This is a genomic window from Siccirubricoccus sp. G192 (assembly GCF_019084075.1).
Classification (GTDB): Bacteria; Pseudomonadota; Alphaproteobacteria; order Acetobacterales; family Acetobacteraceae; genus G192.
The window spans coordinates 2,726,589-2,739,193 of the sequence record NZ_JAHREN010000001.1 but is presented as its reverse complement, the minus strand read 5'-3'; the positions used below and the strand labels follow the sequence as shown (position 1 = coordinate 2,739,193).

General features: G+C 71.7%; 10 protein-coding genes. 8 read left to right on the top strand and 2 right to left on the bottom strand.

The window, feature by feature from the left end; genetic code table 11:
* The first annotated feature begins 14 nt into the window (after positions 1-14).
* A complete protein-coding gene (locus KSF81_RS13085; protein ID WP_217379359.1) occupies positions 15-1,184 on the top strand; it encodes an acyl-CoA dehydrogenase family protein in 1,170 nt (389 codons plus the stop codon).
* Positions 1,185-1,221: 37 nt separating this feature from the next.
* Here the strand turns inward: KSF81_RS13085 and KSF81_RS13080 are convergent, their stop codons facing one another.
* Positions 1,222-2,769 carry an ABC transporter substrate-binding protein gene (locus KSF81_RS13080; RefSeq protein ID WP_254453505.1) on the bottom strand — a complete coding sequence of 516 codons (1,548 nt, stop codon included), beginning with the start codon at positions 2,767-2,769 and terminating at the stop codon, positions 1,222-1,224.
* A 245-nt stretch (positions 2,770-3,014) separates the two neighbouring features.
* On the opposite strand from KSF81_RS13080, the gene KSF81_RS13075 reads away from it, so the two are divergent.
* Positions 3,015-3,989 carry a tripartite tricarboxylate transporter substrate binding protein gene (locus KSF81_RS13075; protein ID WP_217379357.1) on the top strand — a complete coding sequence of 325 codons (975 nt, stop codon included), beginning with the start codon at positions 3,015-3,017 and terminating at the stop codon, positions 3,987-3,989.
* On the opposite strand, the gene KSF81_RS13070 is transcribed toward KSF81_RS13075, so the two are convergent.
* Complete coding sequence (locus tag KSF81_RS13070; RefSeq protein ID WP_217379356.1) at positions 3,976-5,514, bottom strand: AMP-binding protein; 1,539 nt, start codon at positions 5,512-5,514, stop codon at positions 3,976-3,978. The genes KSF81_RS13075 and KSF81_RS13070 overlap by 14 nt on opposite strands.
* Before the next feature lie 123 nt (positions 5,515-5,637).
* Here KSF81_RS13070 and KSF81_RS13065 point away from each other — a divergent pair, with 123 nt between their 5' ends.
* The 6 genes from KSF81_RS13065 (at position 5,638) to KSF81_RS13040 (ending at position 12,451) form a co-directional block, all read left to right on the top strand.
* Positions 5,638-6,414: an SDR family NAD(P)-dependent oxidoreductase gene (locus KSF81_RS13065; RefSeq protein ID WP_217379355.1), complete on the top strand. Its 777-nt coding sequence runs from the start codon at positions 5,638-5,640 to the stop codon at positions 6,412-6,414.
* Positions 6,415-6,632: 218 nt separating this feature from the next.
* Positions 6,633-7,622: an MBL fold metallo-hydrolase gene (locus KSF81_RS13060; RefSeq protein ID WP_217379354.1), complete on the top strand. Its 990-nt coding sequence runs from the start codon at positions 6,633-6,635 to the stop codon at positions 7,620-7,622.
* A 23-nt stretch (positions 7,623-7,645) separates the two neighbouring features.
* Positions 7,646-8,335 carry a hypothetical protein gene (locus KSF81_RS13055; RefSeq protein WP_217379353.1) on the top strand — a complete coding sequence of 230 codons (690 nt, stop codon included), beginning with the start codon at positions 7,646-7,648 and terminating at the stop codon, positions 8,333-8,335.
* Positions 8,336-8,674: 339 nt separating this feature from the next.
* The gene (locus tag KSF81_RS13050; protein ID WP_217379352.1) at positions 8,675-10,222 is read left to right on the top strand and encodes a hypothetical protein; all 1,548 of its coding nucleotides are present in this window, start codon (positions 8,675-8,677) and stop codon (positions 10,220-10,222) included.
* A 754-nt stretch (positions 10,223-10,976) separates the two neighbouring features.
* Positions 10,977-11,429 carry an SEL1-like repeat protein gene (locus tag KSF81_RS13045; RefSeq protein WP_217379351.1) on the top strand — a complete coding sequence of 151 codons (453 nt, stop codon included), beginning with the start codon at positions 10,977-10,979 and terminating at the stop codon, positions 11,427-11,429.
* Positions 11,426-12,451, top strand: a complete 1,026-nt coding sequence (locus tag KSF81_RS13040) for a TAXI family TRAP transporter solute-binding subunit (RefSeq protein WP_217379350.1) — start codon at positions 11,426-11,428, stop codon at positions 12,449-12,451. The genes KSF81_RS13045 and KSF81_RS13040 overlap by 4 nt, the downstream gene beginning before the upstream one ends.
* Positions 12,452-12,605: the final 154 nt, after the last annotated feature.

Here is a 12,605-nt window from a genome sequence, read left to right as displayed (position 1 = left end):
ACGGAGCATCCGCCATGGATACCAACCTCGCCCCCGGCCGCGGCCTGGCCGGCCCGCGCACGGTCTATACCGCCGAGCATGAGTTGTTCCGCGACCAGGTGCGGCGCTTCTTCGACAAGCACATCGTCCCGCATCACCGGCAATGGGAACGCGACGGCATCGTGCCGCGCGGCCTCTGGCTGGAAGCCGGGGCGCAGGGGCTGCTCTGCCCGATGCTGGCGGAGGAGTATGGCGGCGCCGGCGCCGATTTCGGCTATTCCGCCATCATCATCGAGGAGATCGCGCGGAGCAATTGCAGCGGCCCCGGCTTCCCGCTGCATTCCGACATCGTGGTGCCCTATATCGCCGACCTCGCCACACCGGAGCGCAAGCGGGACTGGCTGCCGGGAATGGCGCGGGGCGAGATCATCGGTGCCATCGCCATGACCGAGCCCGGCATGGGCAGCGACCTGAAGGCGGTGCGGACCACGGCGCGGCGGGATGGCGACCACTACGTCATCAATGGCTCCAAGACCTTCATCAGCAACGGCCAGAATGCCGGCCTCGTCATCGTGGTGGCGAAGACCGACCCGGCGGCGGAGCGCAAGGGCATCAGCCTGATCTGCGTCGAGGAAGGCACGCCCGGGTTCACCAAGGGGCGCAACCTGGAGAAGATCGGGCTGCACGCGCAGGACACCTCGGAACTCTTTTTCGACGATGTGCGGGTGCCGGTCGGGAACCTGCTGGGCGAGGAGAACAAGGGTTTCTCCTACCTCATCCGCAACCTGCCGCAGGAGCGGCTGGTGATCGCCATCCGCGCCGCCACCAGCATGGAGGTGATGCTGGAGAAGACCGTCTCCTATACCAGGGACCGCCAGGCTTTCGGCCAGGCGGTGATCGACTTCCAGCACAACCGCTTCAAGCTGGCCGATGCCAAGGCCGAGGCCACCATGTTCCGCGTCTTCGCCGACCACTGCCTGGCGCTGCACCTGCGCGGCGAGCTCACCGTCGAACTGGCCGCCACCGCCAAGCTGCTCGGCGCCGAGATGCAGAACCGGCTGCTGGACGACTTCCTGCAACTGCATGGCGGCTATGGCTACATGGCCGAATACGAGATCGGCCGCGCCTGGGCCGATGCCCGCGTCGGCCGCATCTATGGCGGCACCAGCGAGGTCATGCGGGAGATCATTGGTCGCACGCTGTAGGCGTGACGGCCGCACGCTGTAGGTGCAGCGACGCCGGCTACTGCGCCGGCGTCGCCCACATCGCGCTGGTATAGCCGCGATGCGAGGGGCTGTAGCGCACGCGGTCCTTCCGCGCCGCCCAGTTGTAGCGGAGATAGAGCAGCGGGATCACGCCCATATCCTCCAGCAGCGCGCGGCCGGCCTGCCGGGTCAGTTCGGCGCGGCGCGGCTCGTCCATGGTGCGCAGCGCCTCGGCCGCCGGATCGTCCACCGCCGGGTTGGAATAGCGCTGGCGGTTGAAGGGGCCGGTGCCGCGCGCCGCATCGCGCGTCATCACCACCTGGCGCATGTAGTTGATCGCCGTGTCGCTGCTGAGATAGCTCATGAACAGCGCGAATTCGCGGTTGGTCGCGCGGGTGAAGAGGGGCGCCGGCGGCAGGGTTTCCACCTGCGTCTCCACGCCGATCCGGGTGAAGCCCTGGGCTACCGCCTGCAACAGGTTGTCGTCGCCGCTGAAGAAGCCGTTCGGCCCATGGATGGTCATGCGGAAGCCGTTGGGATAGCCGGCCTCGGCCAGCAACTTCCGCCCGCGCGCCGGATCATGGGCCAGCGGCGGCAGGTCGGGGAGGCGATGCAGCGCCGGCGGCGAGGGGAATTGATCGGCCGCCCGGCCCTGGCCCTGATACAGCCGCTCGACGATGGCCTGGCGGTTGATGGCGAGCGACAGCGCCTCCCGCACCCGACGGTCGCGCAGCGGATTTTGGGCCAGGGGCTGGCCGGCGCGGTCGCTGACATGCGGCGCCTGGTCGCGTACCGAATCCGGGAACATGTAGACCGAGGTGATGCTGTCGCTGCCGAAGACCGCGATATTCGGGTCGGCGGAAAGCCGCGGCACGTCCTGGTAGGGCACGCCATCGATCAGATCGACCTCGCCCGAGAGCAGGGTGGCGACGCGGGCGCCGGGGTTGGAGACATAGCGCGTCACCACCCGGTCCCAGGGCTGCGCCTCGCCCCAGTAGTCCGGGTTGCGGGCGATCTCGTGCCGCTCGTTCGGGGTGAAGGAGACGTGTCGGTAGGGGCCGGTGCCGATGGCCAGGCGGCCGCTGTTGAACTCGGCGGTGGTCGGCTCGGGGCCATGCACCTTGCGGGAGAGCATCAGCACGAAGACCAGGTCCCAGTCCATCATCGGATTGGGCGCCTTGGTGCGGATATGCAGCGTGGTCGGGTCCACCACCTCCACCGCCGCGATGTTGCGGACATAAGGGGTGAAGGCGGCCGGGCTGTTCGGCACATTGGGCGCGCGGGCGATGGTGAAGGCCACGTCATCGGCCTCAAAGGGCGTGCCGTCATGGAAGCGCACGCCCGGCCGCAGCTTGATCTCCCAGGTGAGCTCGTCGAGCGGGCGCCAGCTCAGCGCCAGGCCGGGATGCAGTTTTCCCTCGTTGTCGAACTGGACCAGGCTGTCGAAGATCTGCCGCAAAGCCTGGTTGTTGTTGCTGGTATTGTGGAAATGCGGGTCGAGCGCGCTGGGCGGCACGATCGTCGCGATGGTGAGCGTCCGCTGCGCCAGGGCCGGCGCGGCGGCGAGCGCGAAGGTGACAGCCATGGCCGCAACCGCGGCCCCGCGGGCGCCTCTTGCCAGCATCATCCGTGATTCCTCCCGTTCGTTTCATTGCGGCTGTTGGCCAGCCGATCGGTTGCGTGGCACGCTAGTCGGCGCCGCCGCCGGGTTCAACCATGGCCCGTCCAGGGCCGGGCGCCACGCCAGGGCGGGGCTGCATGTCAAGGCATGCAAATACTCGCGACGCGGCCCCCTGAAGGTCGCGGCCAGACCAACCGGGAGGACACCGCATGTCAGGCACCAGGCGCCGCACGCTGCTCGCCACCCTTGCCGCTCCGGCGCTGCTGCCGGCGGCCGCAGCCCGCGCGCAGGGGCGCTTCCCGGAGCGGCCCATCACCATCCTCGTGCCCTTCCCCGCTGGCGGCGCGACCGATGTGCAGATGCGTGCCCTGGCCGAGGCGGCGACCCGGCATTTCGGCCAGACCGTGCTGGTGGAGAACCGCCCCGGCGCCGGCAGCACGCTCGGCGTCGCCGCGCTGGCCCGCGCCCGGCCGGATGGCTATGTGGTGGCGCAGATGACCCTGCCGGGGCTTCGCCTGCCCTTCATGCAGCGCATGACCTATGATCCGCGCAAGGATTTCACGCCGATCATCCACCTCACCGGCTATACCTTCGGCGTGATCGTCCGCGCCGACGGCCCCTACAAGACCTGGCAGGATTTCGTCGCGGATGCGCGCCGCCGGCCGGGCGAGGTGCGGATCGGCAATACCGGCGCCAATGGCACGCCGCACCTCACCAATATCGACCTCGCCGAGCGGGAGAAGATCGATGTGGTGCATGTGCCCTTCCGCGGCGAGGCGGATGCGACGCCGGCCGTGCTCGGCGGCCATATCGAGGCCTCGTCCGGCGGCACCGGCAGCGGCCCGCTGGTGGATGAGGGCAAGCTGCGCTTCCTGAATTTCTGGACCCGCCAGCGGCTGCGGCGCTGGCCCGAGGTGCCGACGCTGCTCGAACTCGGCTATGACGGCATGGTCATCACCTCGCCCTATGGGCTGGTCGGGCCGCTCGGCCTCGACCCCGCCATCCTGGCGGCCCTGCATGAGGGATTCCGCAAGGCCCTGCACGACCCGCAGCACCTGGCGGCGCTCGACCGCCTCGACCAGACGCTGGAATACCTGAACAGCGCCGACTACGCGCGCAACATGGCCGAGACGATCGACATGGAGGAAAGGCGGGTGGCGCGGCTCGGGCTCAGGCAGGGCTGAGGTAGCGCTCCTTCAGGATGCGCCGCAGCAGCTTGCCGGCCTCGGAACGCGGCAGTTCGGCCACGAATTCCATGCTGCGCGGCAGCTTCGGCCCGGCCAGATGCGCCCGGCAATGCGCCACCAGCTCCGCCTCCAGCGCCGGGCCGGCGGCGGCGGGGTCGCGCGGCACCACCACGGCGCGCACCTGCTCGCCGAATTCCGGGTGCGGCACGCCGACCACCGCGACCTCCGCCACCGCTGGGTGCTGCGCCAGCACCGCCTCGATCTCCTGCGGATAAAGGTTCACGCCGCCCGACAGGATCAGGTCGGCGCGGCGGTCCGAGAGGAACAGGAAGCCCTCCTCGTCCAGCGAGCCGAGATCGCCGAGCGAGGCCCAGCCGCGCGCATTGTAGGACCCCGCCGTCTTCTCCGGCGCATTGTGGTAGGCGAAGCGCGGCCCGCCCTCGAACCAGATCTGGCCGACCTCGCCGGGCGGCAATCCCTGGCCCGTCTCGTCGCAGATATGCACCGTCACGCCATTCACCGGCCGCCCCACCGAACCCGGGCGGCGCAGCCAGTCCTCGCTGCCGATCACCGTGGTGCCCACACCCTCCGACCCCGCATAGTATTCCCAGAGGATCGGCCCCCACCATGCGATCATCGCCCGCTTCACCGCCACCGGGCAGGGCGCCGCGGCATGGATGGCGCAGCGATGGCTGAAGAGGTCGTGCTGCTGCCGCAGTTCCTCCGGCAGGGCCAGCAGGCGTACGAACATGGTCGGCACCCATTGGCTGTGGGTGACGCGGAAACGCTCGATCGCGGCCAGCGCGGCGGCGGCGTCGAAGCGGCCCAGCACCACGGCGGTGCCGCCCGCGCCGATGGTCCGCGTGACGTAGCGGTTGGGCGCGGCGTGGTAGAGCGGCGCCGGCGAGAGATAGACCGTGTCCTCCCCGAAACCGTAGAGCGACTTCCAGGTCATGTCCCATTCCGGCCTGTCGCGATCGGCATAGGGGATCAGCGGCCGGCGGATGCCCTTGGGCAGGCCGGTGGTGCCGGAGGAATAGAGGAATTCGCGCCCGATCGGCCGCTCCGGCAGCGGCGCCGGTGCCGGGTATTCGGCCAGCGCGGCCTCCAGCGGGGCATAGCCGGGCAGCCCTTCGGCCAGGGCGAAGCGCGGCAGGTCGCCGGCGGCGCCCTCCGCCACCAGCTCCGCTGCCAGCCCGGCCAGGGCGGGGCTCACCAGCAGCAGCCTGGCACCGCTGTCGCGCAGCACATAGGCCACCTCGCGCGGCCGCAGATGGATAGAGAGCGGGGTATAGCAGAGCCCGGCCTGGCGCGCGGCGAAGGCGATCTCCAGGAATTCCGGCCGGTTCTCCAGCAGCAGCGCAATGCCGTCGCCAGGCTGCAGCCCAAGGCCGATCAGCCATTGCGCCAGCCGGTTCGCCCGCGCCTCCAGCGCGCCATAGGTCAGCGCGATGCCGCTTTCCAGGAAGTGGCACGCGACCTTCCCCGGATTGCGTGCGGCCCAATGCGAGAGCTGCGCCATCGCCCGATCCTCCTGCCCCTTGCCGCCAAGGTGGGGTGGCGGCGCGGGTGGCGTCAATCTGGCCGCCCCGCGTTTGACCGGGACGCCGCCACATAGGAGGCTCGGCGCAAAGGGAGAGCGGCCATGGATGTCAGGGATGTTGCGGCACTGGTCACGGGCGGCGCCTCGGGGCTCGGCCTCGCCACGGCGCGGCGGCTGATCGCGCGGGGCGCGCGGGTGGTGCTCTGCGACCTGCCCGGCTCGCGCGGGGCGGATGTGGCAGCGGAGCTCGGCCAGGGCACCCGCTTCGCGCCGGCGGATGTGGCCGACGAAGCCTCGATGCAGGCGGCGGTCGCCATGGCGGAGGGGCTGGGGCCGCTGCGCGTGCTGGTGCATTGCGCCGGCCGCGGCGGCTCGAAGCGGATCCTGGACCGGGAGGGCGCGCCGATGCCGCTGGAGCATTTCCAGGAGATCATCCGCGTCAACCTCACCGGCAGCTTCAACGTGCTGCGCCTCGCCGCCGCCGCCATGGCGCGGACCGCGCCGGTCGCCGGCGAAGGCGGGGTCGAGCGCGGCGTCTGCATCATGACCGCCTCCATCGCCGGCTATGAGGGGCAGATCGGGCAGTCGCCCTATGCCACCTCCAAGGCCGGCGTCATCGGGCTGACCCTGGTGGCGGCGCGCGACCTGGCCAGCCGGCATATCCGGGTCTGCACCATCGCCCCCGGCATCTTCGACACGCCGCTGCTGGGCCGGCTGCCGGAGCCGGTGCGGCAGGCGCTGAATGCCTCGGTGCCCAACCCCGCGCGGCTCGGCGTGGCGGAGGAATACGCCATGCTGGCCATGCAGATCCTGGAGAACCCCTATCTGAACGGCGAGACCATCCGCCTCGATGGCGCGCTGCGGATGCCGCCGCGCTAGTGGTGCAAACCCAATGGAAATGACCATTGGATTTGCACCACCAGCCTTGGTTTGGTGGGCCGATTCACTTGGCGCTTGGGAACCAAGCGCCAGGATCGGACCACTAGCGCTTCGTCGCGCGCTTGCAGATGTGAAGGCTGATACCGCCCCCGGTTGTGCCAGCCTGGGGCTGCGGCCGCCCGAGGCGGCCGAAGCAAGCCAATAGGGGAGGATGGGACATGCCCGATTTCAGCCGCCGGATGCTGCTCGGCGCCGCCGCCGCATTGCCGTTGCTGCGCGGCGGGGTGGCAGGGGCCGCCGCGCCCTTCCGCAACGACCTGCCCCCGGCCTGGCACCGCTTCCGCCTGGGCGACTACGAATTGACGGTTGTCTCCGATGGCACCCTTCCGCTCGGCAAGCCGGAACCGGCCTTCCCGGCCTCCCCGCCACAGGAGATCCACGCGCTGCTGCAGGCGAATTTCCTGCCCCCCGATGCCGCGACCCTGGAACAGAATGCGCTGGTCCTGAACACCGGCCGGCAATTGATCCTGTTCGATACCGGTATGGGCGAGAGCATGGGCGCGGCCAGCAAGATGTTCGGCCCGACCACCGGGCGGCTGCTGGCCAATCTGCGCGCCGCCGGCATCGAGCCCGCGCAGATCGACCTGGTGGCGCTCACCCACGCGCATTGCGACCATTGCTGGGCGCTGGTGGATGCCGATGGCAAGCGCAATTTCCCGAATGCCCAGGTGGCGGTCAGCGAGGCCGACCTGAAATTCTGGACCGACGACGCGAACAAGCGCGGCCCGGATTTCATGGTGCCCTTCATCGACGGCGCCAAGAAGAACCTCAGCGCCTATCGCGACCGCATGGTGATGCTGCGCGATGGGCAGGAGGTGGCGCCCGGCGTCACCGCCGTGGCAACGCCGGGCCATACGGTGGGGCACCACATGTTCTTCATCACCTCGGGCAACCAGGTGCTGGCGAATAGCGGCGACCTGGCGCATCACCCGGTGCTGCTGCTGCGCAAGCCGCTCTGGGAATTCGCCTTCGACACCGACCCGAAGCAATCGGCGCAGACGCGCAGCCGCATGCTGGAGCGGCTGGCGACGGAGCGGCATGCGGTGCTGTCCTACCACTTCCCCTGGCCGGGCCTCGGCCATGTGGCGAAGGAAGGGGATGGGTATGAATGGATCCCGGCGCCGATGAACGTGACCACGCTCGGCTGACCGGTCCAGCGGGGAGCCGGCGGATGGCGCTTGCGGGATTGCGGGAAGAGCAGGCGCCACCGGAGATCGCGGCGCTCTACGCTGCGCTCCGGCAGGCGACCGGCGTGCCGCTGGTGAACCTGATCCACCGGCATCTGGCGACCCTGCCCGGGGTGCTGCCCTGGGTCTGGCAGGCGATCCGCCCGCCGCTGCAGGATGGCAGCCTGGCCGGCGCGCGGGAAAGGCTTGCCGCCGCGCTGCCGCTGCCGCCGCTCGGCCTGATACCGGAGGCAGCCTGGCAGGCCGCCGGGCTGGCGCCGGCGGACCGCCCCCGCATCGCCGCGCTGGCCGAGGTCTACAACCGCGGCAACCTGACCAACCTCATCCTGCTGACCGCGCTGCGCCGTTCATTGGAAGGGGTGCCGCTGGAAGGGGCGCCGGCCGTCGTCGCGCTTCCACCCCCGCCATACTGCCCGCCCCGCCGCCCCTGCCGCGGGCGGAGGCGCTGCCCGGGGCGACCCTGGCGCTGGCGCGCGGGCTGGCGGCGCGGCATGGCAGGCTGGAGGGCGGCGTCATCCCCAGCCTCTACCTGCATCTCGGCCACTGGCCGGGGCTGCTCGCCGCCCTGCCTACCTGGCTCGACCCGCTGCTCGACCCGGCGGCGCTGGCCGCGGCACGCGACGCGACGATCCGGCTGGCGGAGCGGGAGGCGGATGCGCTGCGCCCTGGCCTGACGCTGGCGGGCGAGGTGCCGGGCGGGCATGGGCCGGCGGTGCTGGAGGTGGTTAAACGGTTCACCCGACAGGTGATTCCCGGAATGGTACCGGTCGGCCTCGCGCTGCGGCAGGTGGTGGAGGCAGGCACCGCAATGCCGTTTGCTCGCTAACCCGTGATTGCTCGGCGTGAATATGTTTCGTCATTTTTTGTATACTGTTTGACCGAGCCGGGACACAGGAATTCAGATACTGTCCGCCACCAACCCCTTTCCTGGCCAGACGGCCGCCGCGGATCCCACCCCGCCGGCACCGGGCCCAAATCGCATCCTGGATGGGCTCGATGCGGGCTGGGTCCTGTTGCGTGGCTGCGTGATCGGCGGCCCCGCCGAGCCGCCGGTGCGGATCGACATGGCGCTGCTGCATCCCGATATCGGCGTGGTGCTGCTGGGATTGCCGCCGCGCTGGACGCCGGATGCCACGGGCAAGCTGCTGCGGCGGCTGGAGATGGCGCATTTCGGGGCCATCTTTCCGGGCCATCTTCCGGTGGTCCATCGGCGCGTCCAGCGCCAGAACCTGGCGGACCTGCCCCGCATGCTGGCGGATGGCTTCGCCGGCCAGCCGCCGATTTCGGTGCCGGAAGGCGATGCCTGGACCCTGGCGGTGCGGCGCGCCCTGGTGGATGCGGTGCAACTGGACCCGACCTGGCTCCAGAAAGTCAGGGGCCAGCCCGGGCAGGCCGGGAAGCCTGCACCGCAGCCCCGCAGGGCCACGGGCAAGCCCAGGCCTCGCATCCTGCCGGCGGTGGCCGGGCTCGCCCTTCTGGCCAGCGGCTTGGCCGCCCTGGCGCTGCTGCCGCGCCAGGGGGGGCCGGTAATGGAGGCGGAGCGGGGCGGTTCCGCCGATGCCATGGGCCTTGTCCTGACGGATGCCACGGATGTCCCGCCGGACTCCGGCAGCGGGTCCGCCGAGGGCCTGACCTGGGCCGGACAGACCGCTGGCTGGGCAGGCACCATCCCGGCGATGGATGCCGCGGAGGCGGCGACACCGCCAGCCACGCCCGAATCCCAAACCGAGGCGCTGGCGGCCGGCCCGCCGCCGCAGGGCGGCATGCCCGATACCGGGGTTGGCCTGGGCGCGGAGGCCGGCTCGACCGCCGCGATCCCGGCATCGGCGCCGTTGTCCGCGGCAGAGCCCGGCCCCGAGGGCGCCACATCGGGCATGGCCGCGAGCACGCCCGCACCCGCCATGGCGCCCGACCCGGAGGAGGGCAAGCCGGCCGAAGTGGCAGCGCGACTGCCAGGCCCTGCCGTGGAACCGCAGCTCGCGCCTGAGAGCGCGACCGCGGCCATGGGCCAGGACGAGCCGGCGTTCGCGGCCGGATCGCAACCGCTTCAGCAGGCGGAGACCGCGGGAATTGCCCATGTGGCAACCGCAATCCGCCCTGGAATCCAGCCTGGCAACCATGGATGGCGGGAACCCCACTGCCGCCGCGGCGCCGGCCCCGGACCCCGGCCCGGCTCCAGCCGCGCAGCAAGCGGACTTGGTCGGCAGCGAAGCGCCAGCCAGGGCAAGCGGCGCCCTGCCGGCAGCGGAGGAGATGCAGCCTCCCGCCGCGGGCGCCATGCTGGGCGCGGCCGATGGCGTTGCGGCGCCTGCGGCGGAAACGCAGCGGGTCCTGCGCGCGGAGCCGGCAGACCCCGGCAGCGACGAGCCGGCATCCGCGGCAGCGGCAGCCATGCCCGCGGCGGAGCCGCAGCAGGTGGGCATGGCCGAGGAACCCGCATTCGGGACGGCACGGGCCGCGGAAGCGCAGCCGGCCCCCGGCCCTGGTCTGACGGACCGCTCGGGCAGCGACCCGCTGGCCATGGCAGCCGAGGCCATGCCCCCACCGGGGCCATGGCTTGACTTCGGGAAGGTCACGGCAGGCGCGGCCGGCTGGGAAGCGGCCATCCAGGCCCCGGCCGCGCCGGAACCACTGCCCGATCCCGGCAGGCAGTTGGCAGGCCTGGCGGGCAGCGAACCAGTATCCGCCGCACCAGGGGCAGCGGCCGGGAGAGATATGGCCGAAGCGGTGCTGCGGCCCGATGCGGAGAATGCGGGGATCGCTGCAAGCGGTGGCAAGCCGGCTACCCTGGAAGCACCCGCCCCGGCCCCCGCGTCGATCCTCGGCCTGACTCCGGCGGACCTCCCGGGCAGCAGCCCGCCACCCGCGACCGCATGGGAGACGCCCAGGGCAGAGCCGCACTCGCGCCCCGATGGCCTCGCGGCAGGCGGGGACAACCAGGAAAGGGCCAGCGCCGAAACCCCGGTGCCGGACGCAGCCGGCCAGGAACCACCCCTCGCCCCGGCGCAGGCGGCAAGCACCGACCCGCAGCCCCTGCCACCTGCCCCGGCCCCGGCGGCGGGCCCGGAGGCGGAGAGGGCCAGCCCGGCACCGGAACCGCATCAGGCCCTGGAGCACCGGACAGAAGCCCCAACCGAGGCGGCGACACCCCCCAGGGTCGCGCCGCCTGAGCCGCCACATCCCACCCCTGATCCCCTTCCGGCGGCCGAGGCGCAGGCTGCCCCCCCTGCCGCGATACCGCCGACCGCGCCCGGCAACACCGCGGCGGCCGAGCCTCCGCAACCCGCCGAGTCACCGCCCACCGGGCCGGGGCACATGCAGGATGCCGCCGGCGCGGCCCCGCCCGGCAGCGCGCCGGCAGCCGGCCAGCCGGCCCCGCCGAAGCCGCCGGCCAGGGCGCCGGACGCCACCGTGGACAGCAAGCCCGCGCCGGCCGGCCCCGTGCCGGCGCCGGCCGCGTCCCTGGCGGCCCCGGCCCGCCCCGCGGCCAATCCCGCCCTCCTCGCCATGCTGCTGCGGCGCGGCAACGGGCTGCTGGTGCTCGGCGATGTCTCGGGCGCGCGGCGCTTCTACGAACGTGCCGCCGAATCCGGTAGCGCCGAGGCCGCCGAGGCCCTTGCCCGCACCTATGATCCCGCCGCGCTCGCCACCCTCGGCGCGCGCGGCATCCAGCCCGACCCCGAGGCTGCCGCCGCCTGGTATCGCCGCGCGGCGGCGCTTTGGGCGGCGGAGCGCGGCCTGCCCCAGGACTCCGGAGCCCCGAAATGACCCCGCCCATGGCCCCCCGCCTGGCCCGCCGCAGCCTGCTGCTCGGCGCTCTGCTCGCCACCGCCGCCCGGCAGGCCATGGCCCAGGGTGGACCGCCCTCCCTCGCCGCGTTGAGCCAGCGCGCCAATGCCGGCACGGTCGGCGTCATCACCGGCGGGATCGACGGCACCTATGCGCGCATCGGCGCCGACCTCGCCTCGGTGCTGGATGACGGGGACGCGCTGCGGGTACTGCCGATCCTGGGCAAGGGCTCGCTGCAGAACATCCGGGACATCCTGGTGCTGCGCGGCGTCGATATCGGCATCGTGCAGTCGGATGTGCTGGCCTTTGCCCGGCGGGAGAGGCTGCTGCCCGGCCTCGATACGCTGATCCAGTACATCGCCAAGCTCTATGACGAGGAGGTGCATATCCTGGCCAAGCCCGGCGTGACGCGGCTGAACGAGCTGGCCGGCCAGGCGGTGAACGTGGATGTCAACGGCAGCGGCACCAGCATGACCGCGACGCTGCTCTTCGAGGGACTCAACATCCCGATCCGCCCGGCGCATGAGCCGCAGGACCAGGCGCTGGAGCGGCTGCGGCGGGGCGAGATCGCGGCGCTGGTCTATGTCGCCGGGAAGCCCGCGCGGCTCTTCGCCGGGGTGCCGCCGGACGCCGGGCTGCGCTTCCTGCCCGTGCCGATGACCGATGCGCTGCTGGAGACCTACCTGCCCTCCAGCCTCTCCCATGCCGACTATCCGGCGCTGGTGCCCGAGGCGGCGCCGGTCGAGACCATCGCGGTCGGTGCCGTCATGGCGGTCTATGCCTGGGCGCCGGGCACCGAGCGGCACCGCAAGGTGGCCCATTTCGTCGATTCCTTCTTCGAGAAATTCGCCCGCTTCCAGCAGCCGCCGCGGCATCCGAAATGGCGCGAGGTGAACCTGGCCGCGCAGGTTCCGGGCTGGACCCGGTTCAACCCGGCGCAGCCACCGCCGGCGCCGAGGCGGAGCCGCTGGGAGGGGGCCTCGCAGTTCCAGCGGTTCTGATCGCCTCCTGCTCGTCCGCTGGCCGCATGGCTTGACCCCCGGCACGGCGGCAGGAACCATGCCGGTCCATCCATTCCGACTCGACCACGAAGGATCGCATGATGCCTGGCCTGACCCGGCGCTTCCTGCTGCGCGCCGCGCTGCTCGTCCCGCT